This window comes from Marinobacterium sp. xm-g-59 (assembly GCF_013283315.1).
Lineage (GTDB): Bacteria > Pseudomonadota > Gammaproteobacteria > Pseudomonadales > Balneatricaceae > Marinobacterium_E.
The window spans coordinates 1-25986 of record NZ_WBYR01000006.1 but is presented as its reverse complement, the minus strand read 5'-3'; the positions used below and the strand labels follow the sequence as shown (position 1 = coordinate 25986).

The 25986-nt window shown below is 48.7% G+C and carries 27 protein-coding genes; 23 read left to right on the top strand and 4 right to left on the bottom strand.

The genetic code is table 11. From position 1 onward, the window contains the following. Window positions 1–23 precede the first annotated feature (23 nt). From hflK to XMG59_RS08170, 5 genes are all read left to right on the top strand, one after another. On the top strand, window positions 24–1226 hold the full coding sequence (hflK, locus tag XMG59_RS08190; protein WP_173480702.1) for an FtsH protease activity modulator HflK: 1203 nt from the start codon (window positions 24–26) through the stop codon (window positions 1224–1226). A gap of 1 nt (window position 1227) precedes the next feature. Next, window positions 1228–2109 carry a protease modulator HflC gene (gene hflC, locus XMG59_RS08185; RefSeq protein WP_173483577.1) on the top strand — a complete coding sequence of 294 codons (882 nt, stop codon included), beginning with the start codon at window positions 1228–1230 and terminating at the stop codon, window positions 2107–2109. Between the two features lie 103 nt (window positions 2110–2212). Further along, complete coding sequence (locus XMG59_RS08180) at window positions 2213–2407, top strand: DUF2065 domain-containing protein (protein WP_173480704.1); 195 nt, start codon at window positions 2213–2215, stop codon at window positions 2405–2407. A gap of 21 nt (window positions 2408–2428) precedes the next feature. Next, entirely contained in the window at window positions 2429–3604 is a 1176-nt protein-coding gene (locus XMG59_RS08175) for an ATP phosphoribosyltransferase regulatory subunit (protein WP_173483579.1), read from the top strand. A gap of 23 nt (window positions 3605–3627) precedes the next feature. Further along, window positions 3628–4923, top strand: coding sequence for an adenylosuccinate synthase (locus tag XMG59_RS08170; RefSeq protein ID WP_173483580.1), 1296 nt, complete (start codon window positions 3628–3630; stop codon window positions 4921–4923). A gap of 207 nt (window positions 4924–5130) precedes the next feature. On the opposite strand, the gene XMG59_RS08165 is transcribed toward XMG59_RS08170, so the two are convergent. Next, the gene (locus XMG59_RS08165; protein ID WP_173480707.1) at window positions 5131–6651 is read right to left on the bottom strand and encodes an aldehyde dehydrogenase family protein; all 1521 of its coding nucleotides are present in this window, start codon (window positions 6649–6651) and stop codon (window positions 5131–5133) included. 191 nt (window positions 6652–6842) lie between these two features. Between XMG59_RS08165 and XMG59_RS08160 the strand changes: the two genes are divergently transcribed. After that, entirely contained in the window at window positions 6843–7295 is a 453-nt protein-coding gene (locus XMG59_RS08160; RefSeq protein WP_173480708.1) for a GNAT family N-acetyltransferase, read from the top strand. 4 nt (window positions 7296–7299) lie between these two features. Beyond that, complete coding sequence (locus XMG59_RS08155) at window positions 7300–7947, top strand: response regulator transcription factor (RefSeq protein WP_173480709.1); 648 nt, start codon at window positions 7300–7302, stop codon at window positions 7945–7947. Here the strand turns inward: XMG59_RS08155 and XMG59_RS08150 are convergent. The 3 genes from XMG59_RS08150 to XMG59_RS08140 form a co-directional block, all read right to left on the bottom strand. Further along, window positions 7944–9278 (bottom strand): hybrid sensor histidine kinase/response regulator, encoded by a 1335-nt coding sequence (locus XMG59_RS08150; RefSeq protein ID WP_173498526.1) that lies wholly within the window; start codon window positions 9276–9278, stop codon window positions 7944–7946. The two genes, XMG59_RS08155 and XMG59_RS08150, sit on opposite strands and share 4 nt — an antisense overlap. Then, window positions 9265–10410: a nitric oxide-sensing protein NosP gene (nosP, locus tag XMG59_RS08145; RefSeq protein WP_173480711.1), complete on the bottom strand. Its 1146-nt coding sequence runs from the start codon at window positions 10408–10410 to the stop codon at window positions 9265–9267. Before nosP ends, XMG59_RS08150 begins: the two co-directional genes overlap by 14 nt. Window positions 10411–10484: 74 nt before the next feature. After that, window positions 10485–11285, bottom strand: a complete 801-nt coding sequence (locus XMG59_RS08140; protein WP_254442795.1) for an inositol monophosphatase family protein — start codon at window positions 11283–11285, stop codon at window positions 10485–10487. A gap of 129 nt (window positions 11286–11414) precedes the next feature. Here XMG59_RS08140 and XMG59_RS08135 point away from each other — a divergent pair, with 129 nt between their 5' ends. The 16 genes from XMG59_RS08135 to der all read left to right on the top strand — a co-directional run bounded on the left by XMG59_RS08135 (window position 11415) and on the right by der (window position 25685). Next, window positions 11415–12164: an RNA methyltransferase gene (locus XMG59_RS08135; RefSeq protein ID WP_173480712.1), complete on the top strand. Its 750-nt coding sequence runs from the start codon at window positions 11415–11417 to the stop codon at window positions 12162–12164. Between the two features lie 89 nt (window positions 12165–12253). After that, window positions 12254–12730: a Fe-S cluster assembly transcriptional regulator IscR gene (gene iscR / locus XMG59_RS08130; protein WP_173498525.1), complete on the top strand. Its 477-nt coding sequence runs from the start codon at window positions 12254–12256 to the stop codon at window positions 12728–12730. 37 nt (window positions 12731–12767) lie between these two features. Further along, window positions 12768–13982, top strand: coding sequence for an IscS subfamily cysteine desulfurase (locus XMG59_RS08125; RefSeq protein ID WP_173480714.1), 1215 nt, complete (start codon window positions 12768–12770; stop codon window positions 13980–13982). Between the two features lie 22 nt (window positions 13983–14004). Further along, a complete protein-coding gene (iscU, locus tag XMG59_RS08120) occupies window positions 14005–14385 on the top strand; it encodes a Fe-S cluster assembly scaffold IscU (RefSeq protein WP_173480715.1) in 381 nt (126 codons plus the stop codon). A 42-nt stretch (window positions 14386–14427) separates the two neighbouring features. After that, on the top strand, window positions 14428–14751 hold the full coding sequence (gene iscA, locus XMG59_RS08115; protein WP_173480716.1) for an iron-sulfur cluster assembly protein IscA: 324 nt from the start codon (window positions 14428–14430) through the stop codon (window positions 14749–14751). A gap of 19 nt (window positions 14752–14770) precedes the next feature. After that, window positions 14771–15304, top strand: a complete 534-nt coding sequence (gene hscB, locus XMG59_RS08110; RefSeq protein WP_173480717.1) for a Fe-S protein assembly co-chaperone HscB — start codon at window positions 14771–14773, stop codon at window positions 15302–15304. Window positions 15305–15306: 2 nt separating this feature from the next. Further along, entirely contained in the window at window positions 15307–17163 is a 1857-nt protein-coding gene (hscA, locus tag XMG59_RS08105; protein WP_173483756.1) for a Fe-S protein assembly chaperone HscA, read from the top strand. Window positions 17164–17172: 9 nt separating this feature from the next. Continuing rightward, window positions 17173–17511, top strand: coding sequence for an ISC system 2Fe-2S type ferredoxin (fdx, locus tag XMG59_RS08100; protein WP_173480719.1), 339 nt, complete (start codon window positions 17173–17175; stop codon window positions 17509–17511). A 139-nt stretch (window positions 17512–17650) separates the two neighbouring features. After that, complete coding sequence (gene ndk / locus XMG59_RS08095; protein ID WP_169450197.1) at window positions 17651–18058, top strand: nucleoside-diphosphate kinase; 408 nt, start codon at window positions 17651–17653, stop codon at window positions 18056–18058. 57 nt (window positions 18059–18115) lie between these two features. Then, on the top strand, window positions 18116–19225 hold the full coding sequence (gene rlmN / locus XMG59_RS08090) for a 23S rRNA (adenine(2503)-C(2))-methyltransferase RlmN (RefSeq protein ID WP_173498524.1): 1110 nt from the start codon (window positions 18116–18118) through the stop codon (window positions 19223–19225). Window positions 19226–19287: 62 nt separating this feature from the next. Next, window positions 19288–20061, top strand: coding sequence for a type IV pilus biogenesis/stability protein PilW (gene pilW, locus XMG59_RS08085; protein WP_217363716.1), 774 nt, complete (start codon window positions 19288–19290; stop codon window positions 20059–20061). Continuing rightward, window positions 20058–21044, top strand: a complete 987-nt coding sequence (locus XMG59_RS08080; protein ID WP_173480721.1) for a RodZ domain-containing protein — start codon at window positions 20058–20060, stop codon at window positions 21042–21044. Before pilW ends, XMG59_RS08080 begins: the two co-directional genes overlap by 4 nt. Before the next feature lie 27 nt (window positions 21045–21071). Further along, the gene (hisS, locus tag XMG59_RS08075) at window positions 21072–22349 is read left to right on the top strand and encodes a histidine--tRNA ligase (protein WP_173480722.1); all 1278 of its coding nucleotides are present in this window, start codon (window positions 21072–21074) and stop codon (window positions 22347–22349) included. A gap of 13 nt (window positions 22350–22362) precedes the next feature. Beyond that, window positions 22363–23019, top strand: a complete 657-nt coding sequence (locus tag XMG59_RS08070; protein WP_173483754.1) for a tetratricopeptide repeat protein — start codon at window positions 22363–22365, stop codon at window positions 23017–23019. Further along, the gene (bamB, locus tag XMG59_RS08065; protein WP_173498523.1) at window positions 23019–24167 is read left to right on the top strand and encodes an outer membrane protein assembly factor BamB; all 1149 of its coding nucleotides are present in this window, start codon (window positions 23019–23021) and stop codon (window positions 24165–24167) included. Before XMG59_RS08070 ends, bamB begins: the two co-directional genes overlap by 1 nt. A gap of 81 nt (window positions 24168–24248) precedes the next feature. Further along, window positions 24249–25685 carry a ribosome biogenesis GTPase Der gene (der, locus tag XMG59_RS08060; RefSeq protein ID WP_173480725.1) on the top strand — a complete coding sequence of 479 codons (1437 nt, stop codon included), beginning with the start codon at window positions 24249–24251 and terminating at the stop codon, window positions 25683–25685. The last annotated feature ends 301 nt before the right edge of the window (window positions 25686–25986 follow it).

The following is a 25986-nucleotide window of genomic DNA, read 5'->3' as shown; positions in this document are numbered from 1 at the left end:
TTTTAAAGTAATGGAGTAATACTATGGCTTGGAATGAGCCCGGTGGTCGTAAAGACAACCAGGATCCATGGAACTCAGGTGGCAATAATGGCCGCCGTGGTGGATCAGGCGGCCCTGAACAGGGACCACCCGATCTAGATGAAGCGTTGCAGAAGCTGCAAGAACGCTTGAACTCTATCTTTGGCGGTAAACGCTCTGGGGGTTCTGGTGGTTCTAATGGTGGTGATGTTAAAGGACCTGGTGCAGGTTTCTTCGGCATCATTGCTCTGGTTGTAGTGGTTGCTTGGGCTGGCTTTGGTTTCTACACAGTCGATCAACAGGAACGTGGTGTTGTTCTTCGCCTTGGTAAGTACCATGAAACTGTACAGCCAGGTCTGCAGTGGAACCCGCCACTACTGGATGAAGTCACTAAGGTGAATGTGACTCGAGTTCGTACCCACGACCACGGCTCTTTGATGCTGACTCGTGATGAGAACATCGTAAATGTAGAGATGACGGTTCAGTATGTGATCAGTGATCCACGTGCATTTGTTCTTAATGTTCGTGACCCTGAAACCAGTCTGTCACATGCATCTGAATCATCACTTCGCCATACGGTTGGTTCGACTAACCTGGACGGCATCTTGACCGAAGGTCGTGAGATTCTCGCGACACAGGTTCAGGCACGTCTACAAAGCTACATGGACAGTTACGGCACAGGTCTTGCTCTTTCACGTGTCAATATCAAAAACGCAACCGCACCACAGCAGGTTCAAGATGCGTTTGATGACGTGATCAAAGCGCGTGAGGATGAGCAGCGTGTTAAAAACGAGGCGGAAACTTACGCTAACGGTATTGTTCCGGAAGCTCGTGGTACCGCTCAGCGTGTGATCGAAGAAGCGAATGCTTACAAAGAGGAAGTCGTTGCTCGAGCAAGCGGTGAAGCTGATCGTTTCACATCACTTCTGCAAGCATATCAGATGGCTCCTGGTGTCACCCGTGAACGTCTCTACATCGATATGATGCAAGAGGTGTTGGGCAAAACGCCTAAGGTGATGGTGGATGTCGATGGTGGTAATAACATGATGTACCTACCGCTGGATCAATTGATGAAGCGTCAAGCAGATACCATTGCTAACACGCCACGCTCTGTGCGTTTAGATGACTCTAGCATGCGTGAGTTAACGCAGCAGGTGATCAATCGCATCGGCAGCTCAAGCACTAGTACACTACGGGAGGGTCGTTAATATGAAACCGACTTCGATGTTTACATCGGTACTTGCCGTATTGGTGTTGTTGATTGTTAGTAACTCGGTCTACATCGTTAAAGAGACCGAACGAGGCGTGAAGCTGCAGTTTGGTGAAGTGGTCGAGAGCGATCTAAAACCTGGTTTGCACTTTAAAATTCCATTTGTGAACACCGTTCGTAAGTTCGATGCTCGTGTTCAAACCTTGGATACTCGCCCACAGTCGTTCCTTACACTAGAGAAAAAACGTCTAGTGGTAGACTCTTACGTTAAGTGGATTATCTCGGATGTAGAGAAGTACTACACCGCAACCTCTGGTGACTCGTTCCGTGCGGCAGATCTTTTGTCGACGCGTATTGAAACCAGTCTGCGTAACCAGTTTGGTACTCGTACACTAACTGAGGTTGTCTCTGGTGAGCGTGAAGAGGTGATGGATACCGTCGTTTCATCACTGACAGAGCTGAGTGAAAAAGAGCTAGGCTTAAGCGTGATTGATGTTCGTGTTAAACGAATCGATCTACCGTCTGAAGTGTCAAACTCGGTCTACCAACGTATGCGCACAGAGCGTGAGCGTCTGGCACGTGAGCTTCGTTCACGTGGTCAAGAGCTTGCAGAAGGTATCCGTGCAGATGCTGACCGTCAGAGCACCGTTATCCTAGCGAACGCTTATCGTGAGTCGGAGGTGACTCGAGGTGAGGGTGATGCAGAAGCGGCACGTATCTATGCAGAAGCATTTAACAAGGACAGTGAATTCTACTCTTTCTACCGCAGTCTTCTTGCCTACAAAGAGTCATTCAATAATGGATCTGATGTACTGCTGCTGAAGCCAGATAGTGAGTTCTTCCGTTACCTGCAGAACGCATCTCCAAACGCGACCAACTAAACCAAGGTCGTGTTAAAAAGCGGGTGCCATTGGCACCCGTTTTCGTGTTAAAATTGATCAACCGGGCGTGCCCCGGTTTTTTTGTGATTTAGCAGTACTTAAGATGTCTGAACTTTGGCACGAGCTTTGGCTCGCATTTTGTTTGGTTTTAGTGATAGAAGGGATCATTCCTTTTCTCTATCCACACCGCTGGCGCTCTATGGTGAGTCAACTGGCGATGGTGAATGATAAGACCCTTCGTGCTTTTGGCCTGGCCTCTATGTTAATAGGCACTGCACTACTCATACTTTCTAAATAAAGAGTATCGGAGTTTTTTATAATGGCGTTGGCTGATCGCTGGCTACTTCCTGACGGTATGAAAGAGTTGCTCCCTCCCGTTGCGCGCGAGGTTGAGCTGGTTCGTCGTCGAGTGTTGGATCTGTTTCATGGCTGGGGGTACGAGTTAGTGATGCCTCCGGTTGCTGAGCACCTTGAGTCACTGTTGACCGGTGTGGGTGGTGACTTAGGTCTGCGTACCTTCAAAGTGACCGATGAGACTTCTGGTCACATGCTCGGTATTCGAGCGGATATTACGCCACAGGTCGCGCGTATTGATGCCCATCGTCTGCGTTCAGATGGCGTGAGCCGTCTCTGTTACTGTGGTTCAGTACTTCACACTCGTGCGGTGAATATGTTGGCATCGCGCAACCCCATGCAGATTGGCGCTGAGTTGTTCGGGCACGAAGGCGTTGACAGTGATGCAGAAGTCATCGCTTTGATGCTCGACACTTTGGTTCAGGTCGGTGTCAAAGGAGCAATCAATCTGGATCTAGGCCATGTAGGTGTATTCACTGAATTGGTTGCCGAAGCGGGTCTTTCTGAAGCGGAGATTGCCAGCTACATCGATATTCTAGAGCGTAAGGCGTTGCCTGAGCTGTCGCAATTTGTTGATCAGCTTGATCAATCAGACTCGATCAAAAACAAGCTTGCCGCCTTGGGTACCTTAAATGGCTCAGAGCAGGCGCTGGAGCGTGCACGCGAACTCTTTGCGGATAACGCGGCCATTCTTGCTGCTGTCGATCACGTTGCTGCGATTGCTGATCGTGTTAAAACAGCGCACCCATCAATCGGTATCTACATTGACCTGGGTGAGCTGCGCGGTTACAGCTACCATACAGGTGTTGTTTTCGCAGCCTACTCGCCTAAGTTTGGCCAAGCGCTGGCAAAAGGTGGTCGCTATGACCAGATCGGTGCGGACTTTGGTCGTGCGCGTCCCGCTACTGGCTTCAGTGCCGATCTGAAAACACTGGTTACATTGGCGTTGGATGAAGTGCCAGAGCCAAGTTTGGCGATTTTGGCGCCGAAAATGGAAGATTCATCGTTGGTCCTAGCTGTCGCAGCACTGCGTGCGCAGGGCGAACGAGTGGTTTATGAGCTAGACAATGCAGCAGTGCCAACGCACTGCGATCGTCGTCTGGTAAAAGAAAATTCTGAGTGGACTGTTACCACTCTCTAAGTAAACGAATAGTTGAGATACTAATGGGCAAAAATGTCGTAGTTCTCGGTACCCAATGGGGTGACGAGGGCAAGGGTAAAATCGTTGACCTTCTAACGGATAAAGCATCAGCGGTTGTTCGCTTTCAAGGCGGACACAATGCGGGCCACACTCTGGTAATCGATGGTGAAAAGACCGTCCTTCACCTGATTCCTTCAGGCATTCTTCGTGAAAACGTTCAGTGTTTGATTGGTAACGGTGTGGTGTTGTCTCCGCACGCTCTGTTAAAAGAGATGAAGCAGCTTGAAGAGACCGGTGTTCCTGTTCGTGAACGTCTACGTCTTAGCCCAGCTTGCCCCCTGATTCTGCCTTACCACATTGCGCTGGATCAGGCGCGTGAGATCGCTCGCGGTAATGCCAAGATCGGTACTACAGGTCGTGGTATTGGACCAGCATACGAAGACAAAGTATCTCGCCGTGGTCTACGTCTTGGTGATCTTCAGGATCGCGAGATGTTCGCTAAGAAACTAGAAGAGGTGATGGCGTACCATAACTTCATGCTAGAGAATTACTACAAAGTAGAACCGGTAAGCTACGAAGCGGTCCTTAAAGAGTGTTTCGAAATGGCAGAAGAGTTGCTTCCGCTTGTCGTGGATGTGACCGCTAAACTGCACGAAATGCGTAAAGCGGGTCAAAATATCATGTTTGAAGGGGCGCAGGGCTCTCTTCTTGATATCGACCACGGTACTTACCCATACGTAACCTCTTCGAATACAACGGCGGGTGGTACTTCTACGGGTTCTGGTTTTGGTCCACTCTACCTAGATTACATCCTAGGAATTACTAAAGCTTACACGACACGTGTTGGTGGTGGTCCTTTCCCAACTGAATTGGATTGTGAAATCGGCCAGCGCCTTGCTGAACGTGGCCATGAATTTGGCTCGACTACAGGTCGTGCTCGTCGTTGTGGTTGGTTCGACGCAGTTGCACTGAAACATGCGATTCAAGTGAACTCTGTGTCTGGTATCTGTCTGACTAAACTGGACGTATTGGATGGCCTGGAAGAGATCAAGATCTGTACCGGCTATAAAGATGCTGAAGGTAACGACGTATACTCTTTGAACGGCAGTGAAGATTACGAAAAAGTGACTCCACAGTACCTGTCAGTGCCTGGTTGGAGTGAGTCGACAATCGGTGCTCAAACTCTAGAACAGTTGCCAGAGAATGCGCGTGCATACATCGCTAAGCTCGAAGAGCTAATGGAAGCGCCTATCGACATCGTTTCGACGGGTCCAGACCGTGTTGAAACCATCGTTTTACGTGATCCCTACGACGCGTAATTCGTTGCTTGATACTAGAAAGCCGGCTTAATAAGCCGGCTTTTTTTTGCCAGCAAAGCTGGTATTCCCAGCTCCATTTCATCCGTGAAACCGCTGGATACATCCCATCCTGGATATGCCCAGCTCTATTTCATCCCTGAAACCGCTGGATACATCCCATCCTGGGAATAAAAAAGCCCCCTGGCGGGGGCAAGCACTTTGGAAGCGTTAGAAGAAACCCAGTGGGTTAATGTCGTAACTGATAAGCATGTTCTTGGTCTGTTGGTAGTGATCCAGCATCATCTTGTGCGTTTCACGGCCAACACCTGATTTCTTGTATCCACCAAATGCTGCGTGAGCAGGGTAGAGGTGGTAACAGTTCATCCATACACGACCGGCTTGAATGCCGCGACCCATACGGTATTGAACGTTGCTATCGCGTGTCCATACACCAGCACCAAGACCGAAAGTGGTATCGTTAGCGATTGCCAGTGCTTCCGCTTCGTCTTTGAAGGTACAGACTGAGACAACCGGTCCAAAGATCTCCTCTTGGAAGACGCGCATGTCATTGCTGCCTTTAAGAAGAGTTGGTTGGATGTAGTAGCCTTTGGATAGATCGCCATCCACTGCGTGAACGTCACCACCCATCAATACCTCTGCACCCTCATCACGACCGATCTGTAGGTAGTTAAGAATGCGATCGAACTGCTCTTGTGATGCCTGAGCACCCACCATGGTGTCAGTATCCAGTGGGTTACCACGTTTGATCTGTTTAGCGCGTTCAACCACCATCGCAAGGAACTCGTCTGCAATATCTTCTTGTACAAGAAGACGTGATGGACAGGTACACACTTCACCCTGGTTAAAGAAGGCTAGTACCGCACCCTCAACGGCTTTGCTGACAAATTCAGGTTCAGCGTTCATAACATCCGAGAAGTAGATGTTAGGTGATTTGCCGCCTAGCTCAGTGGTTGATGGAATAATGTTTTCGGCTGCACACTTCATGATGTGTGAGCCAACAGGCGTAGAGCCTGTGAAGGCAATCTTCGCAATGCGTTTGCTGCTAGCCAATGCCTGACCGGCCTCTTCACCAAAGCCGTTTACAATATTAAGTACGCCCGCTGGTAGAAGATCGCCAATCAGCTCCATTAGAACCAAAATTGAGGCAGGAGTCTGCTCTGCAGGCTTAAGAACCACACAGTTACCGGCGGCAAGAGCTGGTGCCAGTTTCCAGGCAGCCATCAGTAGTGGGAAGTTCCATGGGATAATCTGTCCAACCACGCCCAGTGGCTCGTGGAAGTGGTAGGCAACCGTTTTATTATCAATTTCACCAATGCTTCCCTCTTGTGCACGAATACAGCCGGCAAAGTAACGGAAGTGGTCAGAAGAGAGTGGGATATCGGCTGCTAGGGTTTCACGAACGGCTTTACCGTTGTCCCAAGTTTCAGCAACCGCCAGCATTTCACTGTTTGCATCGATAACGTCAGCAATTTTTAACAGTAGGTTAGAGCGTTCTGTAACAGAGGTTGTGCCCCATGCATCTTTAGCTGCTTCAGCAGCATCAATCGCTAGGTTGATATCCTCTTCAGTCGAACGTGGGATTTCACAAATCGCTTCACCGTTTACAGGAGTGTGGTTTGTGAAGTATTGGCCTTTAACTGGTTCTACCCATTGGCCGCCGATGTAGTTGCCGTATTTTGCTTTGAAAGAGACAACAGCGCCTGCGCTGCCTGGATTTGCATAGATCATCGAAGAATCCTCATTTGTTTTTTTTAGTCGAGGGGCTATTGATTAGCCTGACCTCACTATGAAGAGTTTCGATAAGATCCCCTATCGGCCATAAGGCTCTTTTTAATTGGTACTAAAGTACCGTTTTTGAAAGAGCAATGTGGTGTGCGAGAAAGTAGTGATAGAATCGAACTACTTTCAAGGAGTAGTCAGTGACCACAAAACGTTTTCTCAAAACTTTTGACGAGCTATCGATTGATCAGCTTTACAAGATCATGAAACACCGCTCGAACGTTTTTTTCTTAGAGCAGAGCTGTCAATGTGAAGATCTGGATGATAAAGATCAGATTGCGCAGCACCTCTGGTTAGAAAACAGTGCCGGTGAACTGGTTGCTTATGCACGACTATTCTTACCCAACCAAGTCTATGCTGAATCCTCGATCGGTAGGGTCCTAGTTCCCAAAGCCGAACGGGGAAAAGGGTTTGCAAACACCCTAACAGAAGAGGCGATTCATATACTGGAGACCCTCGCGCCGGGTGTCGCTATTCGCTTGTCGGCACAACTACCCGTCGAGGCGTTTTATCAGCGCTTTGGTTTTCAATCCTATGGTGAAGTCTACGATGAGTGCGGTATTGCTCACATTGGCATGATTCGAGACGCTTAAACCTATGCCTTCTTACCAGTTCCTAGTCGTTGATGATCACCCCCTCTATAGAGAGGCGGTCGTTAATGTTTTAATCGACCTCTACCCCGATGAGCAAGTCGCCGAGTGCGGTCAATTCAGCGAGGTTGATCAACTCATTGAAGCGCAGCAGCCGGACCTGGTTCTATTGGATCTTAATATGCCTGGGGTTCAAGGTTTATCAGGACTGCAACACATTCGATCTCACCATCCCGATGTTGCGGTTGCCATTGTCTCCGCAGAGGAGAATAAACAACTAGTACTGCAAGCTTTAGCACTTGGAGCCGTGGGTTATGTGCCCAAGTCTCTGCCTAAGCAGGCCCTCGGTAAGGCGATAGAGCAAATACTGGCGGGTGATCTCTACATGCCTGCAGAGCTGTTGCGCCAAGCGTCACCTCAGCAGAATAGTAGTCATCAGCTTCACGATACGCTGAGGGCGCTGACTCGAAAACAGCTTTTGGTGTTAGAGCAGCTTGCCCAAGGGCGCTCAAACAAACAGATTGGTGATGAGTTAAACCTTTCAGAGAGCACAATTAAAACGCACGTCTCTGAAATACTGCGTCGATTGGGTGTCGATAACCGTGTTCAGGCGGCTAATCAAGCCTCTTCCATAGACTTTTCGATCTATCTCTAGCCCAACAGCTGTCGCAAGCGCTGCCTAAAGAGTAAAGGCTTTAGCGGTTTGTGCAGCAGGCTAAAACCCTCTTGTCGAATCGTCTCATTGAGACTCTGGCTATGGTTGGCCGTCACGACCAGTACAGGAATATCGATGGAGCTCTGCTCAAGTAAACGCTTCGCGAGATCGATGCCGGTACCCTGATCCAGATGGTAATCTACGATTAACAGATCAACGCTTCCCAGATCGATCTTATCCCCTAAGGCTTCACCGTTCAGTGAGGTCGCGACATTAGCCCCCCAGTGTGTGAGAAGCTGACTCATGGCTTCACAAATGGTCGCATCGTTATCGACCACGAGGATCTGTTTACCCTGAAGGGATGAGGAGAGAGAAGGATGGAGGGGGGATGGATCGTTAGCCGGCTCCTGTGCTCTATTTAAAATTGGGATCTCAAGGCTGAAGACTGATCCTTTGCCCAGTGTCGATGTCACAGTCAACGTATGGTTTAACACCTTTGCAATTTTATCGACGATCGATAGGCCAAGCCCTAACCCTTTATCGTGCGCTTTGTCCGCATTGGGTAGTCGTTTGAACTCATCAAAGATGCTCTTCTGATCCTCTTGGCTAATTCCCTCACCAGTGTCCCATACCTGTATCAGCAATTTGTCACCACGTTGCCTTGCGGAGAGTAGGACGCCGCCTGTTTTGGTATAGCGGATCGCGTTGGTCAGAAGATTGCGCAGTAATCGAATCAGTAGCAGCGAGTCACTGTGTACCCAAGCGTTACAGGTTCGATGTTTAAACTTCAGTCCGGCATGTTGAGCCGCAGCCCCAAACTCCGTTGAGAGTTGCTCCAAAATCGGTGCAACTCTGATATTGGTTTTATCCGCATGGACAACGCCTGCATCCAACTTGGAGATATCGACCAGCGTTCTCAAAAGGTTCTCTACATCGTTGAGTGAACGAGTCATCGAATCTACCAGTGACTTTGGACGATCATCCAAGGGTTGCTCGGCGAGAGTGGTGGCGAACAGTCTGGCGGCATTCAGAGGTTGCAGTAGATCATGGCTAACGGCCGCTAGGAATTTCGTTTTTGAGAGATTGGCTTGCTCGGCGACTTGGTTGGCTTGACTCAGCTCTCTATGGCTTAGGTTAAGCTTTTCCAGCGCTTGGTTCAGTGCATCGGTGCGCTCTCTGACCTGTTCAGCAAGCGTAACGGAATGCTCAAAGGCGGAGTAGGGGTTTGCCAGTTGAACGGCGCCTGACTCCAGTCGCTCTATCAGCGCTTGGTTGATCTTGCGCAGCTTTGCGTTCTCTTTCTGCGCAGCGTCTAACTCAGACTGACTCATTCAACCGTCTCTGTCCGATGGCGACTGCAGTAAAAGTTTGGTTAATATGCATGCCTGAGAATTGCTCACCGTAGGTGTTCAAACCAATCACATTAAAGGCTTTTAGAAGTTCTGAAACCTGCTGATCTTCACCTTTAAGTTCGGCTTCCCTGCGTCGTAAAAAACAGTCGCAGCCAATCACTATCTGTGGTTTTCCAATGCGACTCTCAATGCCATTGAATAGATCGATCAGATTCTCTTTTAAATCCTTGGGCTGCATCAGTGTTAACGCGATGCCATTCTCCATTGCGCAAAAGAACGTCAGGCTGGAATCGGGCTCAATGGATTGGATGGAGCGAATAAAATACTGCTCACCAATTTTGACAGCCAAGGGGTTGAGCGTGCAGATATCGTTATTTAACTGATCGACTGATAGCTCAAGTGCATCGGCATACTCGGTCGCCGCTAGGTCGGCATTGAGTTCATTGACTTTTCTGTTTTGCGGTTCAGCGTCCGTCACCACAAACTTGTTATCGGTTGGGAGTAGGTGGTGGGTTGTAAAAACCTCAAACTCAAATCGTGTATTGACCATCAAAACGGCCGCCGCGTCGGTATGGAAATCACCGTCAAAAAAGACATGGGTGGTGGCTAGATTGACGTCATCACCCGCCGATCCGCCAAAGCTGGGGATTGAGCCAAGTGCAGAGTTGAGGGTGGCAAGAAAGATCTCTTCGTCAATTGAAAGGCCATCAACCAAAGTAATGGCAAAGCCGTTCAGTGCAGCGCTTGAAAGGGTGCACTGTGACCGCAACTGATCCAGCATGGTTTGAGCATTGCCTAGAGTGAAGCGTTTCAGGTTCTTCACGGAGCCGACTTGAACACAAAAATCCTGGTTAGAGAAACCAATGGCTGTAATCGACCCGCGCTCATAGCCGTTAGGGGTTATCTCTCCGGCTGTCGTGCAGCCTGAAATGCCAATGTCATGAAACTGTTCGTTTAATGCATAGCCCAACTTCGCAAGATTGAAAGAGGCTGAACAGAAGAACAGTACAAATTGAATTGAGGGATCGTTGAGCTGATGTTTCAGCTCTTTCACGGCCAGTTCGGGATCGCTGTTGCTGGACGAAGCGGTAAATATCGATTGAGCGTTCACTGTTGTGTTCTTTTTGTTTTTAGAACACCCAGTATAGAAAAAACAGAGGCGGGATCAACCCGCCTTTAGAATGATTATTTAAGGCTATGAACCTTGGTAACCAGTGCTTTAAACAGTTTCGGGTTAGCGGCGATCAGCTCACCTTTGCCGCGGATGTCAGTTCCGCCTGTAAAATCAGCCGATAGGCCACCCGCTTCGCGAAGAATGAGTAGGCCTGCATCGATCTCTTCTGCCACCACGCCTTTCTGAACAACGCCGTCAATTCGACCGGCTGCAGTGTAAGCTAGATTCAGTGCGACAGAACCGGTGCTGAAAATGTCAGCGTTCGCTTCAATCAATGCGCGGTTAATGTTCAGTTGTAGATCAAGGTTGCTCTTGTCTGAAGGACGACCCAAGAAACCGGTTCCGATCAGAGTGCTATCAAGCGCTTTGCTGTTGCTGACACGAAGGCGTTTGCCGTTTAGCTGTGCGCCTTGACCGTTGCTCGCAGTAAACTCTTCACCGGTAATGGGGTTAAGAATCAGTGCGTGTTCAACTTTACCGCGGATAGTTCCAGTAATGCACAGCGCAAAAGAGGGGATTGCGTTTGAAAAGTGAACAACACTGTCGATAGGGTGTACTCGCCACTCACAAGGGTTAGGGCCCTCTTCTTGAGCTGGGTACTCACCTGAATACTCACCGAAGATGCTGTGGTGTGGGTTCGCTTTTTGGATGTTAAACGCAATAGTGCGTTCAACGTTTTTGCACGTATCGCTTAAAAAAGTAGCGACACTCGACTGCTCGCTTTTAATGAGGTCGAGACGTTCTAAAGCGTGAGTGATCTGTTCACTAGCCTGACGGGCAGCCCGTAGGGCGATGTTAACCATTGGTTGCATCAGTAAGTATCCGGAATTGTTAAAAGAGCGAATTTCATTATACCTCAGACCGTTACAAAACCGCTACTATCGAGCAGATGTGATTCATGGCGTCATCTGTTAGAATCACGCCCGCTCAGGGAGAGACAGATGTTAGATAAAATCCGAATCGTGTTAGTTAATACCACCCACCCAGGGAACATTGGTGCTGCTGCGCGTGCTATGAAGAATATGGGGCTGTCTGAACTCTGTCTGGTAGAGCCCAAACTCTTTCCTCACCCTGAAGCCAATGCTCGCTCTTCGAGAGCGGATGATATTCTTGAATCTGCACTGGTCGTTGAGTCGTTACAGGAAGCAGTTGCGGATTGTCAGTTGGTGGTGGGCACCAGTGCTCGAGGTCGTCACATCCCTTGGCCGATCGTTAACCCTAGAGAGTTATCAGCTCAAGTTTCAGAGCGACTCTCCCACTCTTCAGATGATTTCAAAGTAGCTATTCTGTTTGGTCGTGAAGATCGTGGCTTAACCAATGAAGAGCTGCACGCTTGTCATCTGCATGTTCATATTCCGACCAATCCCGATTTTAGCTCATTAAATGTCGGCGCAGCTGTGCAGGTGATCGCGTATGAACTGCGCATGGCGCTGCAAGAGTCGGTGGTTGAAGAAGCGCCGCAATGGGGTGTGGATTGGGATATTGAGTTGGCAGATCAAAAAGAGATTGAGCTGATGTTTAATCATCTTGAGCAGACACTGATCGATATTAAGTTTCTCGAGCCTGATAATCCAAGACAGTTAATGACTCGGTTAAGAAGACTGCTACTAAGGGCGGTACCAGACAAAGTAGAGGTCAATATTTTGCGTGGCATTTTGACCAAGATAAATCGCTCAATCCGTAAAGATTAATAGTTGACTAAAATTGTAGGATTAATAGTTGACTGTTTTTGTAGGGTTTTAGATAATACCTTTAACACAATAGGGTGTAGGAAGGTCTTATGCGACTTACAACCAAAGGGCGATATGCCGTAACCGCGATGCTTGATTTGGCGCTCAACAAAGAGAAAGGACCAGTCAGTTTGGCGGATATTTCTGAAAGACAGGGTATCTCTTTATCCTATCTTGAGCAGCTTTTTGCCAAGTTGCGTAAGTGCGCACTGGTGACCAGTGTGCGGGGGCCAGGTGGAGGCTACCTGCTCAATCTGGAGTGCGAACAGATTACTGTAGCATCTATCATCGATGCGGTTAATGAATCGATTGATGCTACAGGCTGTAACAGCCAAGGTAACTGTCAGGCCGGTGAGACCTGTTTGACGCACCATCTGTGGAGCGATCTTAGCGATCAGATCCACAACTTTCTTAGTGATATTAGCCTTGCAGATCTTTTGAAACGCAGGGATGTAGTGGCTGTTGCAGATCGTCAAAGCCAAAGTACGGCAGCTGACGGGTTAATTCCCTCTGTTGCCAGCGCATAAGAGCCATAACTCAGTTTAACGTTTTTGGAGAGAGAGTATGAAACTGCCGATCTATCTAGATTACTCAGCGACAACACCGGTGGACCCTCGTGTTGCTGAAAAGATGATGGCGTGCCTTACCCCAGATGGTAACTTTGGTAACCCAGCGTCACGTTCGCACCTGTTTGGTTGGAAGGCGGAAGAGGCGGCTGAGACTGCCCGTCGCCAGGTAGCAGAGTTGATTGGTGCAGACCCTCGTGAAATCGTCTGGACCTCAGGTGCTACCGAATCGGATAACTTGGCCATTAAAGGTGTTGCGCACTTCTACCATAAGAAGGGTAAGCACATCATTACCTCTAAGATTGAGCACAAAGCGGTCCTCGACACCTGTCGCCAATTAGAGCGTGAAGGGTATGAAGTGACCTACCTAACACCGGGTAGCGACGGTCTGATTACGCCACAGATGGTGGCAGATGCGCTTCGCGATGACACCATTCTTGTCTCTCTGATGCACGTCAACAATGAGATTGGCACGATTACTGATATTGCGGCGATCGGTGAATTGACTCGTAAGCACGGTGTGCTGTTCCACGTAGATGCTGCGCAAAGTGCTGGCAAGTTACCAATCGATATGGCCGAGATGAAGGTCGATCTAATGTCACTTTGTGGCCACAAAATGTATGGCCCGAAAGGTGTCGGTGCACTGTATGTGCGTCGTAAGCCACGTGTACGTATTGAAGCTCAAATACATGGTGGTGGCCATGAGCGCGGTATGCGCTCAGGTACTTTGGCAACTCACCAGTTGGTTGGTATGGGTGAAGCCTGCGCGATTGCTCAAGCATCGATGGAGCAAGAGCATAAGCGTTTGGCTGAACTTCGTGATCGTTTCTGGTCACAAATCAGCGATATGGAAGAGGTTCATATCAATGGTTCTGTTGAGCAGCGCTACCCAGGCAACCTGAATGTGAGTTTTGCCTTTGTTGAGGGTGAATCACTTCTGATGTCTCTGAAAGATTTGGCGGTCTCTTCTGGTTCTGCTTGTACATCAGCAAGCCTTGAGCCCTCTTACGTGCTACGTGCATTGGGCCTCAATGATGAGATGGCGCACAGCTCGATCCGTTTCTCTTTTGGTCGATTTACGACCGATGAAGAGGTGGATTACGCAGCGGCACAAGCACGTGTGGCCGTAGAAAAACTTCGTGAATTATCGCCTTTGTGGGATATGTACAAGGACGGTGTGGATTTAACTAAGGTTGAGTGGGTACATCACTAATACTCAGTGAGAGGAGATCAGCATGGCTTACAGCGATAAAGTAATTGATCACTACGAGAATCCTCGTAATGTTGGCAAAATGGAAAGTGATGATCCACACGTAGGTACCGGCATGGTCGGTGCACCTGCATGTGGTGACGTAATGAGACTTCAAATCAAAGTCAGTGATGACGGCGTGATTGAGGATGCAAAGTTTAAAACCTATGGTTGTGGCTCTGCCATTGCATCTAGCTCATTAGTGACTGAATGGGTCAAAGGTATGACACTGGACGAGGCGGCTGAGCTGAAAAATGCTAAAATCGCTGAAGAGCTAGCGCTTCCTCCCGTTAAGATTCACTGTTCAGTTTTGGCAGAAGATGCAATCAAAGCAGCCATTGAAGATTACCGCGGCAAGCAGAAGTAATCGCATTTAACCTCTGGTAGACAGTTTAGGTAGAAGGTTTTTATGTCAATTTCGATGACGTCAGCAGCTGCTAACCATGTGGCTAAGTATTTAGAAAAACGCGGCAAGGGCATTGGTATCCGTTTAGGGGTTAAGACCTCAGGATGTTCAGGCATGGCGTACGTTCTGGAGTATGTTGACGAACTTAACAGTGAAGACTCTGTATACGAGTTTGAGGGCGTTAAGGTTGTTGTTGATCCAAAAAGCCTTGTCTATCTAGAGGGTACAGAGCTCGACTTCGTCAAAGAGGGGCTCAACGAAGGCTTTCAGTTCAATAACCCGAACGTCGCCAGTGAGTGTGGTTGCGGCGAAAGTTTCCATGTTTAAACCGGTTAAGGCTTAATTCTTGAATCTTTCTCAAAACTATTTCGAACTCTTCGGTCTTGAAGCAGGTTTTGTTCTTGATCGTACACTCCTCGATACAGCGTTTCGAGAGCTGCAAAAAGAGTATCACCCAGACCGATTTGCTCACAAAGGTGATGCTGAACAGCGCCAGGCTGTGCAGAACAGTACTCACCTCAACACCGCCTATGAAACGCTTAAGTCACCACTCTCGCGTGCACAGTACCTTCTCTCATTACAAGGTGTGCTGACCGGTGAAGAGTCAAGAAAGCAGCTGCCAATGGACTTTTTAATGCAGCAGATGGAGCTTCGCGAAACCTTAGCTGAAGCGCCCGAAGCAGCAGACCCTTTCGCTACTCTAGAAGCTTTAGAGTCACAAACTGTGGAGTTGGAAAAAGCCTGCTTTGATCATTTTCAGGTGGCTTATGCGGGTGGTGATTTGGAGTCGGCTGAAGAGTCTGTTCGCAAGCTGCAATTTTTAAAGAAACTACTGTCTGAGATAGAGGCCATGGAAGATCGCCTCGATGAGGAGTTTTAGTCATGGCGCTTTTGCAAATTGCAGAGCCCGGAATGAGTTTGGATCCCCATCAACGTAAGTTGGCGGTAGGGATCGATTTAGGCACCACTAATTCACTGGTGGCGTCGGTTAGAAATGGTGTTGCAGAGACACTTTCTGATGAGGCAGGGCGCCATTTGCTGCCCTCGGTTGTCCACTACTCAGAGGCTGGTGCCATCGTCGGTGCTGAAGCGCTGTCGAGAGTAAGCGACGATCCATTTAACACGATTCAATCCATTAAGCGCTTAATGGGTCGCTCCTCAAATGAAGTGTTAACTTTAGGCGATCAACTTCCTTATCAGTTTTCAGAAGGCGAGGGAGGGATGCCCTACCTCAAAACAGCCTTGGGTGATTTGAGTCCGGTTCAAATCTCTGCGGATATTCTTAAAGCGCTTTCAGCTCGTGCTGCCGAATCTTTGGGTGGTGAGCTTGAAGGGGCTGTTATTACGGTTCCAGCCTACTTTGATGATGCACAGCGTCAGGCCACCAAAGATGCGGCCACGCTGGCCGGCTTGAAAGTTCTTCGCCTTCTGAATGAGCCTACTGCGGCAGCGGTCGCTTACGGTTTAGATCAACAGGATAAAGGCGTCGTAGCGGTTTACGATTTAGGTGGCGGTACCTTTGATATCTCTATACTGCGCCTGACTAAGGGTGTGTTTGAGGTGCTGGCTACGGGTGGAGATTCGGCGCTTGGGGGTGATGATTTTGATCACGCTTTAGCTGAATGGTTGCTAGAGCAAGCGCCTGAGCTAGAGCGTACACCTGCGGTTATGCGATCTCTTATGGTTCAAGCGCGCCGTGCAAAAGAGTCACTGACGGATTCAGATTCAGTCACTCTAACCTTGGCTAATGATCAAGAAGTTTTGGTGACGCGTCAGCAGTTTGAACAGTTGACGGCACCCCTTGTGTCGAAAACGCTTCGTGCCTGCAAACGTACCTTAAAAGATGCGGGCATCAAGCCAGATGAGATCAACGATGTTGTGATGGTGGGTGGTTCAACTCGTGTGCCAGCCGTTGTTGCTGGGGTCGAGGCGTTCTTTAATCGCCAGCCTCATACCGACATAGATCCTGATCGTGTGGTGGCGGTGGGTGCAGCTCTTCAGGCCGATATTTTAGCGGGCAATAAACCGGATGCAGAGCTGCTGCTGTTAGATGTGCTCCCTCTCTCTTTAGGGTTGGAGACTATGGGTGGTTTGGTTGAGAAGGTAATTCATCGCAATACGCCGATTCCTGTTGCTCGCGCTCAAGAGTTTACAACCTACCAAGATGGTCAAACGGCTATGTTGGTGCATGTGCTGCAAGGTGAGCGTGAGTTGGTAGATGACTGCCGATCACTGGCTCAATTTACTCTGCGCGGTATCCCTCCTATGGCGGCTGGCGCCGCTAAAATCCGAGTCACCTTTCAGGTTGATGCGGATGGTCTATTGAATGTCTCAGCCAAAGAGCTATCAACCGGTATTGAGAGTGCGGTTCAAGTGAAACCCTCTTACGGTTTGAGTGACTCTGAAATTACTCAGATGCTAACGGATTCTTATCAGTTTGCTGCAGATGATAAAGAGCGGCGCGCCTTGCGTGAACAGCAGGTTGAGGCAGATCGTTTAATCGTATCGCTTGAAGCGGCGATTGCTGAAGATGGCGAGCAGTTGCTGAGCGATCAGGAGCGACAGGATCTTCTTTCAGAAATTGACGTTCTGCGTTCGCTTCGTGATGGTGCGAGCTCTAAAGCGATAGAGTCCGGCGTAGAGCATCTCGCCCAAGTAAGTGACTTCTTCGCAGCCCGCAGAATGGATCAATCAATCCAAAAAGCGTTGCAAGGCCAGCGCGTTGATCAATTAGATTAGGTAAATGTAATGACTCAAGTGATCTTCCTACCCCATGAAGAGTTGTGCCCAGACGGCAAAGTGATCGATGTGGAGCCGGGTGTTACGATCTGTGATGCAGCACTGGCGAACGATATTCATATTGAGCACGCTTGTGAAAAATCTTGTGCTTGCACTACTTGTCATGTCGTCGTCCGTGAGGGTTTTGATAGCCTCGAGGAGTCCGACGAGTTAGAAGATGACATGCTCGATAAGGCCTGGGGCCTTGAGCCTGAATCGAGACTAAGTTGCCAGGCCGTTGTCGGTGATGAAGATCTTGTTGTTGAGATTCCTAAATACACCATCAATCAGGTATCAGAAGGGCATTGATCCTTCTAAAGCATCTCTGAAAAGGGTCCGTAAAGCGGGCCTTTTTTGTTGTGGTTGAAGGGCTATTTATCTTTCGTCGCATAACGTATAATCCGCGCACAAATTTTAACCCATAATTTAATTAAAGGATTACACAGTCATGGCTACTGAACGTACTCTATCTATCATCAAACCTGATGCTGTTGCTAAAAACGTTATCGGTGAGATCGTTTCTCGTTTCGAAAAAGCAGGCCTAAAAGTTTCTGCTATGCAGATGAAACAGCTTTCACAAGCTGATGCTGAAGGTTTCTACGCAGAGCACAAAGAGCGTCCTTTCTTCGGCGACCTAGTCTCTTTCATGACGTCTGGTCCAGTTGTTGTTCAGGTTCTTGAAGGTGAAAACGCTATCGCTAAAAACCGTGAACTAATGGGTGCAACTAACCCACAAGAAGCAGCTGAAGGCACTATCCGTCGTGACTTTGCTGAGTCTATCGATGCGAACGCAGTACACGGTTCTGACTCTGCTACTTCTGCAGCACGCGAAATCGAATACTTCTTCGGCGCATAATGACGCCCAAGGTGCTCTCCGTTGATCGGAGGGCGCCTTTTTTTTGGTCCAAAGCTCATGGCAGAACAGAAAGTAAACCTTATCGGTCTATCACCTACTAAGCTTGAAGATTTCTTTGAGGAGATGGGTGAGAAGCGTTTTCGTGCAACTCAAGTCCTAAAGTGGATTCACCAGCAGGGTGCCAGTTCGTTTGATGAGATGACGAACATCAGCAAAGCCCTACGTGAACGCCTATCTGAGGTTGCTGAAATTCGTGAGCCAGAGGTGTTACTGGATAAAACGTCCAAAGATGGTACCCGTAAATGGGTCATCCAGATGGATGGTGGTTCAGCGATTGAGATGGTCTTGATTCCTGAAGGGGATCGCCGCACGCTCTGTGTCTCTTCACAGGTGGGTTGTTCTTTGGACTGCAGCTTCTGTTCAACAGGCAAGCAAGGCTTCAACCGAAACCTTAGCGCTGCCGAAATCATCGCTCAGCTTCGTGTTGCTATCCGTTCCTTTGGGCCGTTTGACCCAAGTGGTGAACGACGCGTATCCAACGTCGTGTTAATGGGTATGGGTGAGCCGCTGATGAACTTTGATGCTGTGTTTGATGCAGTACAGTTGATGATGGAAGATAACGCCTATGGTCTCTCTAAGCGTCGTGTGACCCTGAGTACGGCCGGTGTGGTTCCTAAAATCGACAAGCTTGCTGAGTTAGGTGCTGATGTCTCATTAGCGATCTCTCTGCATGCTCCAAACAATGAACTGCGTGATCAGTTAGTGCCTATCAATAAGCGCTACCCGATCGAAGAGCTAATGGCTTCGGTCAAACGCTATTTCGATAAGCTGTCGGATCGACGTGTAGCAACGATCGAGTACACACTGATTGCTGGTGTGAACGATCAGCGTGAGCATTCTCGTCAGCTGGTTAAGTTGCTTCGTCAGGTGCCTTGTAAGCTTAACCTGATTCCATTTAATCCTTTTCCAAATTCTGGATACGATCGCCCCTCTGAGCAGGCAATTCAGGCATTTAAGTCTGAGATGTTGAAAGGGAATATCCTTACGACCGTTCGCCGTACTCGTGGCGATGATGTGGATGCGGCTTGTGGTCAGCTCGTCGGTCAGGTTGAGGATAAGACTCGTCGCAGTGCGAAGTACATCGAACTTCACAATCAAACGAGCTAGATTTATTGACACTATTCTACTATCGTTAATGAAACTAACTTTAAGTTTCTAAACGGTATTTTGTGTCCCTATTCAAAGCAGTAACTCTTTTTTGCTCTATTACTTTGGCAGGCTGTTCCGCTTTTTCATCGAGTGAACAACCTAAAGGGCGAATAGATCAATCTGCCCTAGCAGCCTACACCAAGCTGGGTATGCAATATCTCCAGGCGGGTGATACGGCATCGGCAAAAGAGTCTCTTCAACAGGCTGCTTTGGCCGACCCTGGCTATGCCCCAGCGTTGAATGGTTTGGCAATGGTGTTTCAAGCCGAGCGTGAACCAGAACTGGCCGATCAATATTTTCAAAGAGCCACTCAAGCAGACCCTAACTCTGCCATGATCTTTAACAACTATGGCGCCTTTCTTTTTTCTCAGCAGCGGTTTGAAGAGGCCTGTAAAGCCTTAGCAAGATCAACTGAAGATCCTTTCTATACACAGCGAGCACAAGCATTTGAAAACTTGGGTCGCTGCTACCGTCTGATCGATCGTGATTCCGCTGCGGAGCACGTCTTTAATCGTTCAGTGACACTGTCACCACTTCGGGTGACGGCTCATATTGAGCTTGCAGATCTTTACTTAGATAAAGGACAGGCTTCACTGGCCGCTCAACACTATGCAATCTTTCAACAGCAACTTGATGCTCAAGAGACCCAGCACTTTGCCAAAAGTCTTTGGGTTGGTGTAAGGTTAGCCAGACATAGTGGGAACCCATCAAAAGCGGCAAGTTATGCGCTGCTTTTGAAGAACCTTTATCCGAATTCCGAAGAGTATAATAAATTTAAGGATACTGGCCTGTGACAGACCATGATCTATTGGGCGATAGCCTCTCAGGATTTGAAAACCACAAGCTGATTGCTGCCCGTGAATCATTGGGTATCTCTGCTGGTGCGCTGCAGCGAGATCTGAAGCTAACCAGTGCTGTTTTTTCTGCGATTGAAGCGGGTGACCTTGATCAATTGGGTCAGCCGGTGTTTGCGCGTGGTTATATTCGTAACTACTGTAATCGAGTTGGGTTGGATCCCGAGACCTTTGTTGAACAGTACAATGCGGCTATTGGTCAGCGGCCTGTTAAACGCCGCTCAGCCATTAAATCAGCGGGTTCAGCGACCGCCGGTACGGTGATGAAACTCAACCCGCGTCGTGCAAGTTCGCTATTAACACTCCTCTTTCGGTTGGTCATCATTGCGGCTCTTTTAGCAGGTCTTGCTTTTGGGGCTTCTCAAATTAATTGGCCGACACTTGGGTTGTCCGGTTTGTTTGGTGGTTCTGAACCTGAAGAGCAGCAGAGCAGTCAGGCGCTTCCGCCATTGGCAGGAGAGTCTGAGGGTCTTTCAATACCTATCAAAACAATGACTCAAGAGTCTAATGAAGATGCGGTGGTTGAAGCGCCCAAAGCGATTGAGCTACCTAAGCCTGCTGAAACGCCTGATCTCGAATCTAAAACGGCGGCCGTTCCAGTCAAAACAGAGCAGCCCAAACCGGCGGAAAAGTCCGAGCCTAACGAACCCTTGACCGCTTCACCTGTTAATACGAGTGGTTCAGATGGTGTGACGATTAAATTTAGCGATGTCAGTTGGCTGAATATCAAAGATGCTACCGGTGAAGCGCTGTTTAACGGGCTATCAAAAAAAGGACAGGATCTGACAATCAAAGGTAAAGCCCCGTTTTCAATTGTCATTGGACGTGCGAATGCAGTCAGTTCTGTAACTTTTGATGGCTCAACAGTTGATTTAGAACCTCATACCAGAAAGAATGTAGCCCGTTTAACATTATCGCGATAATTAGATCGCACATTACGGGTTATAAAATTGGCAAAGCTACAAGCCATTCGTGGTATGAATGATCTTCTGCCAGACCAGTCACCGGTCTGGCAGTATCTAGAAACTCAAGTAAAAACGGTCCTGCAGGCTTATGGCTATGCTGAGATTCGTACCCCTATCGTAGAACAAACTGAGTTATTCAAACGCTCAATTGGTGAAGTAACCGATATCGTTGAGAAGGAAATGTACACCTTCGAAGATCGTAACGGTGATAGTTTGACACTTCGCCCGGAAGGGACTGCAAGTTGTGTTCGTGCAGCAGAACAGCACGGCCTTCTTTACAATCAAGTCCAACGCCTTTGGTACACTGGTCCAATGTTTCGTCATGAGCGCCCGCAGAAAGGTCGCTATCGTCAGTTCCACCAGGTAGGTGCTGAAGCTTTCGGTATGGATGGTCCTGATATTGACGCAGAAGTGATCATCATGAGTGCTCAACTTTGGAAGCGCTTAGGGTTGATCAACTCCGTTGAGCTTCAATTAAATACCTTGGGTTCAGCTGAAGCTCGTGCACGGTTTAAAGAGGACCTTGTCAGCTATCTGTCGGCTCGTAAAGATCAGCTAGATGCTGACAGTCAGCGTCGCCTTGAGTCTAATCCACTCAGAATATTGGACTCTAAAGATCAAAACACCCAGCAGCTATTGAACGATGCACCTCATTTTCATGATTACATCGACGAAGAGTCCAAAGCACACTTTGAACAGTTGAAGTCACTGCTCGAGGCTGCGGGTATCGAATACCGTGTTAATTCTCGCTTGGTGCGTGGTCTAGACTACTACGGTAAGACCGTATTTGAGTGGGTGACCGATGCGTTAGGCGCCCAAGGTACTGTCTGTGCCGGTGGCCGATACGATGGACTGGTGAGTCAATTAGGTGGCAAGCCAACCCCGGCTGTCGGTTTCGCAATGGGTGTCGAGCGTCTGGTTCTTCTCCTTGAAGAGCTGCAACTGGTTCCTGAGAGTGTTCGTCAACGTATCGATGTCTATGTCATCGGAATGGGGGATGATAATCTAGCGACCGCGATGAGTGTTGCTGAAACGCTTCGTCACGAGGCGGGCCTTCGAGTTCAGTTGCATTGCGGCGGCGGTGGATTTAAAAGTCAGATGAAAAAGGCTGATAAGAGTGGAGCAGATTTTGCCATTCTTATCGGTGACGATGAGCGTGCTGCGTCCGAAGTGAGTTTAAAACCGCTGCGTGGTAATGGCGATCAAGTTCGAGTTGCTCAAGATTCACTGGTCAGTGAATTGAAAGGTAAATTTAGTCTTTAGGTTGGAGAGTATAGTGGCTGAGCTACGTACAGAAGAAGAGCAGGTTGAAGCGCTCAAAAGTTGGTGGAAAGAGAACGGTAAATCCCTAATCATGGGTGTCGTAATTGCTGTGGCTGCTGTGTTTGGGTGGCGTGGCTGGAATCAGTATCAAGATGACTTTGCTGCAAACGCTTCCGCTATGTATGAGTCGATTCTCAATCCTGTCGCAACCGCTTTGCCACTGGATGATGCCGCGGTTACGTCCTTGATACAGGTTGGGAAAGATCTTCGCGCAGATTATGCATCGAGCGCTTATGCCCCTATGGCGGCAATGGTGTTAGCTCGTGTATCAGTGAATGCTGGCGATTTAGAAGGTGCGCTTGAGCAGCTCGATTATGTGATTACGAGTGAAGTCTCGCCATTAGATATGAAGTCTTTGGCTACAATCCGTAAAGCGAAAGTGCAATTAGGATTAGGGCAAGCTGAAGCAGCTAAAGCGTCATTAGCACAGTTAAGTGGCTCAGATTTCCCATCACTATTTGCTGAGGTTCAGGGAGATGTGGCTGCTGCAATGGGTAACGCTTCGGAAGCGAGAGCTTCGTATGAAGCGGCAATGGCGTCGGCCGATCCTCAGCGCAAGCAGGTGATTAAACTGAAATATGATGATTTAGCGACTGGAGATGCATCGTAATGAATCTCATTAGACGTGCCTTTGTTGTAGCAGCTGCAACCAGTCTTTTGTCTGGTTGCGGTATTTTTTCTGGTGAAAAAGAGTCCGGCCCACAAGAGTTGGTCGCGTTTGAACAAGAGAAAGCCTTCAACCTTGTTTGGAGTGCAGATGTGGGTGCGTCGTTTGGGGATGAGTTTCACCAGTTTAAGCCAGGTGTGACAAACGATTCGTTACTGATCTCTGATAAGCAAGGACGAATCTCATCCTATGCGCTGGAATCGGGTGCGCTGAACTGGAGCGTTGACCTGGATGCCGAAATCAGTGCAGGTGTCGGTGCAGGGTTTGATCTAGCGTTAGTGGTTCTTGATAGCGCTGAACTGGTGGCGCTATCTGCAAAAGATGGTTCGGAACAGTGGCGAGCTCAGCTGAAGTCCGAAGTGACGGCTCAGCCACAAGTGGGCACGTCACTGGTTGTTGTTCAGCAGGTGAATGGTCAGCTAGCCGCCTTTGATCGCATTACCGGTGAATCTCGTTGGGTCTATGATGCTCAAGAGCCTGCACTGACGCTTCGTGGTACCGGTACTCCCCTCATGCTGAGTGATGGTGTCGTAGCTGGATTTGCTAACGGTAAGGTAGTCGCACTGGCGGGCGAAACAGGTATTCCAGCCTGGGAGATTCGTGCTGCTGATGCGATGGGTCGTTCCGAGTTTGAGCGTCTAATGGATTTGGATGGTGGCTTTGCAATAGCAAACGATCTTATTCTGACCGGCGGGTATCAAGGTCGTGTTGTAGCGATCAACCCGCGCACGGCGTCAACAGTCTGGACTCAATCTTTCTCTACTTATCAAGAGCTGGCGGTCGGTTTTGGTAATGTCTATGCGGTAGATGCAAAGGGAGCGGTTGAGGCCTTTGATGTCTCGTCGTCAGCCAGTGTTTGGCGCAACTCTGATTTTGCTAATCGAGGCTTATCGGCACCGGTAGTGGTCGGTATCGAAGTAATTTTTGGGGATGCTCTGGGCTACCTACATGCCCTGTCGCAAATCGACGGGCGTCCTATCGCTCGAGTCAATTTGGGTAGTTCACCTGTCACGGCGGATCCAGTCGTGGTAGGGGATACAACATTTGTACTCAGTAACTCGGGTAAATTGAGTGCTTTAACGCTAAAATAGCAAAAGCCTTTTAATTTTATATAAGGCGGTGACCTGACTTGCGGGTTGCCGCCTTCTGTTTTTTGGAATCAGGTGAGCAATATGCTTCCGGTAATTGCCCTAATTGGGCGCCCTAATGTCGGTAAATCGACCCTGTTTAACCGCTTGACCAGATCGCGTGATGCGCTGGTTGCCGATCTTCCTGGATTGACACGTGACCGTAAGTACGGTGAAGGTGATCTAGGGGAGCGAGACTATATTGTCATAGATACTGGTGGTATCACGGGTGACGAGAGCGGTATTGACCGTGAAATGGCACAGCAGTCTTTTCAAGCAGTTGATGAAGCCGATATCGTTCTGTTCCTTGTGGATGCTCGTGCAGGTATCAACCCAGCTGACGAAATGATTGCAGATCATCTGCGTCGTCACGAGAAAAAAGTCTACCTTGTAGTCAATAAGACCGATGGATTGGATCCTGATATCGCTCGCTCTGACTTCTATGCGCTGGGTATTGGGGATCCGCTCTCCATTGCAGCGGCTCATGGTCGCGGTGTTCGTCAGTTGATTGATATGACATTAGATGAAGCCGGTGTGCCATACCCTGAAGAGGGCGCAGAGCCGGAAGAGGAAGATGATGGCAATATTCGTATCGCCATTGTTGGTCGCCCTAATGTGGGTAAATCTACGCTGGTAAACCGAATGCTTGGTGAAGAGCGCGTAGTGGTATACGACCATGCCGGGACGACTCGAGACAGTATCTACATTCCATACGAGCGAGATGGCCAGCCATACACTCTAATTGATACGGCCGGGGTTCGCCGTCGTCGTCAAGTGACAGAGGCGGTAGAGAAGTTCTCAATCATCAAAACGCTTCAGGCTATCAAAGATGCCAATGTTGTTGTCGCAATCATTGATGCGCGTGATGGTGTCACTGAGCAAGATCTAAACATGCTCGGCTTCGTGATCGACTCTGGCCGAGCTCTGGTAGTTGCACTGAATAAGTGGGACGGCATGGACTATGAAGCAAAAGAGAAGGTTAAGACTCAAGTAGAGCGCCGCATGGGGTTTGCGACCTTTGCTCGTTTCCACTTCATCTCGGCGCTGCATGGAACGGGTGTTGGCGATCTTTATCGGTCAGTGAACGAAGCCTACCGTTGTGCAATGAAAAAATGGTCGACTAATGAGCTGACTCGTCTGCTTGAAGATGTTGTAGCTGATCATCAGCCACCAGCGGTCAATAATCGCCGTATTAAGTTGCGCTTTGCTCACCAGGGTGGTTCAAACCCGCCTATCATTGTAGTGCATGGAAATCAGACCAACGCACTGCCGGGCTCTTATAAGCGCTATCTTGAGAATCGCTTTACCTCGCTTCTAAAAGTGCGCGGAACACCGATTCGCTTCCAATTTAAAACGGGCGATAACCCTTTTTCTGGCAGAGTGAATAAACTCTCCGGTCGCCAGGAGGCTAAAAAAGAGAGACATCGTCAGCACATTAAAGAGATGAAGAAGCGAGCGAAAGATAAAAAGCGTAAGCGCTAATCTTTCTCCCACTCCTACAAAAAACGCACCTTATTAAAGGTGCGTTTTTCATTACTGCAAACCCAGTAAAAATAAATGTTCAAAAAAGTGTGTTTTTTTACAAAAAAGGGGTTGAATAAAAATCGGGTGTCGGTAATATACGCACCTCGCTTGAGACGAGTACTCAAGCAGCCACCAAGAGATCGGTGGCACGCTCTTTAACAATTAATCAGGTAATGCGTGTGGGCGCTTGTTGAGGTTGAGCACAAAAGCTTAACAAGACAAGCAACCTATATGTGAATTCATTTAGCGTAATGTTTTT

Coding starts and splice junctions, on each gene's coding strand:
- rlmN (WP_173498524.1), top strand. CDS start 18,116: ATGGCAGAACAGAAAGTAAACCTTATCGGTCTATCACCTACTAAGCTT.
- XMG59_RS08170 (WP_173483580.1), top strand. CDS start 3,628: ATGGGCAAAAATGTCGTAGTTCTCGGTACCCAATGGGGTGACGAGGGC.
- hscA (WP_173483756.1), top strand. CDS start 15,307: ATGGCGCTTTTGCAAATTGCAGAGCCCGGAATGAGTTTGGATCCCCAT.
- der (WP_173480725.1), top strand. CDS start 24,249: ATGCTTCCGGTAATTGCCCTAATTGGGCGCCCTAATGTCGGTAAATCG.
- fdx (WP_173480719.1), top strand. CDS start 17,173: ATGACTCAAGTGATCTTCCTACCCCATGAAGAGTTGTGCCCAGACGGC.
- bamB (WP_173498523.1), top strand. CDS start 23,019: ATGAATCTCATTAGACGTGCCTTTGTTGTAGCAGCTGCAACCAGTCTT.
- hflC (WP_173483577.1), top strand. CDS start 1,228: ATGAAACCGACTTCGATGTTTACATCGGTACTTGCCGTATTGGTGTTG.
- XMG59_RS08150 (WP_173498526.1), bottom strand. CDS start 9,278: ATGAGTCAGTCTGAGTTAGACGCTGCGCAGAAAGAGAACGCAAAGCTG.
- XMG59_RS08165 (WP_173480707.1), bottom strand. CDS start 6,651: ATGATCTATGCAAATCCAGGCAGCGCAGGCGCTGTTGTCTCTTTCAAA.
- XMG59_RS08135 (WP_173480712.1), top strand. CDS start 11,415: ATGTTAGATAAAATCCGAATCGTGTTAGTTAATACCACCCACCCAGGG.
- XMG59_RS08175 (WP_173483579.1), top strand. CDS start 2,429: ATGGCGTTGGCTGATCGCTGGCTACTTCCTGACGGTATGAAAGAGTTG.
- iscR (WP_173498525.1), top strand. CDS start 12,254: ATGCGACTTACAACCAAAGGGCGATATGCCGTAACCGCGATGCTTGAT.
- XMG59_RS08125 (WP_173480714.1), top strand. CDS start 12,768: ATGAAACTGCCGATCTATCTAGATTACTCAGCGACAACACCGGTGGAC.
- XMG59_RS08155 (WP_173480709.1), top strand. CDS start 7,300: ATGCCTTCTTACCAGTTCCTAGTCGTTGATGATCACCCCCTCTATAGA.
- iscU (WP_173480715.1), top strand. CDS start 14,005: ATGGCTTACAGCGATAAAGTAATTGATCACTACGAGAATCCTCGTAAT.
- hflK (WP_173480702.1), top strand. CDS start 24: ATGGCTTGGAATGAGCCCGGTGGTCGTAAAGACAACCAGGATCCATGG.
- ndk (WP_169450197.1), top strand. CDS start 17,651: ATGGCTACTGAACGTACTCTATCTATCATCAAACCTGATGCTGTTGCT.
- iscA (WP_173480716.1), top strand. CDS start 14,428: ATGTCAATTTCGATGACGTCAGCAGCTGCTAACCATGTGGCTAAGTAT.
- XMG59_RS08140 (WP_254442795.1), bottom strand. CDS start 11,285: ATGCAACCAATGGTTAACATCGCCCTACGGGCTGCCCGTCAGGCTAGT.
- XMG59_RS08180 (WP_173480704.1), top strand. CDS start 2,213: ATGTCTGAACTTTGGCACGAGCTTTGGCTCGCATTTTGTTTGGTTTTA.